At 40.6% G+C, this 930-nt stretch carries 1 protein-coding gene; it reads left to right on the top strand.

Features of this window, described 5'->3' with window-relative positions; all coding sequences use genetic code 11:
* On the top strand, positions 1-930 hold a 930-nt coding region (locus tag BP896_RS05205; RefSeq protein WP_291766453.1), incomplete at both ends, for an ABC transporter permease.

The raw sequence follows: 930 nt of genomic DNA, 5'->3' as shown, positions 1-930 counted from the left end.
AATTTAATGTGGGCTTTAAGAACCATAGGGCTTCTTGTTGCGCAGTTAATTACTGCAATAACGATAGCGTTCTTCATAATTCATGCAATGCCAGGTAACCCATTCGAAATAACATTATCAAATTTATTAAGAGGAGGTGTACCATATCAACAGGCCGTTACATTAGCTGAAATAATGACCGGCTATAATCCTAACGTAAACATTGTGGTTAGTTACTTCCAATACCTGTGGAATGTACTTCACGGGAACCTAGGATACTCAATGATATATAAGTCACCATCAACTGTGCTAATAGCCGCAGCAGCACCATGGACGATACTAATTGTTGCTGTTTCATTAACTCTCGCGTTCGTTTTCGGTTATCTACTGGGGCTCGTTAGTGCATCAAGGAGGGGTAGGCTTGATGTAGCCATTAATGTTATATCAGTAGTATTTAATTCCATACCATCATACATGCTGGCCCTCATACTCCTAATAGTCTTTGGAGTATACATTAGAATTCTCCCAGTTGCCGGATTATATGATAGGGGGTTAACACCTGGCTTAAACATACCATTCATGCTCAGCGTTATGAAGCACTTAACTTTACCAATCCTAACCTACTTCCTAATACTGTTTCCAGGCTGGGCCTTTGGAACAAGAAACCTAGCCTTAAACATAACTAAGGAGGATTACGTACTAACGGCCAGAGCCAGGGGGCTTCCGGAGAGGCGAGTTTTAACATCCTACATTGGTAAGAATGTTCTACTACCACAGTTAACCGCATTACTCTTCTCATATGGCTTACTCTTCGGTAACAGTATATTCATTGAATCAATGTTCGCGATACCTGGATTAGGCTACTTGCTTTACTCAGCCGCTGGGGCAAGGGACTACGTATTAACAGTTAGTACGTTCTTGATTATTATTATTGCTGTTATTTTGGGTAAT

The sequence above is a fragment of the Caldivirga sp. UBA161 genome (genome assembly GCF_002506515.1).
Lineage (GTDB): Archaea > Thermoproteota > Thermoprotei > Thermoproteales > Thermocladiaceae > Caldivirga.
This window is presented reverse-complemented; position numbering and strand designations above follow the sequence as displayed.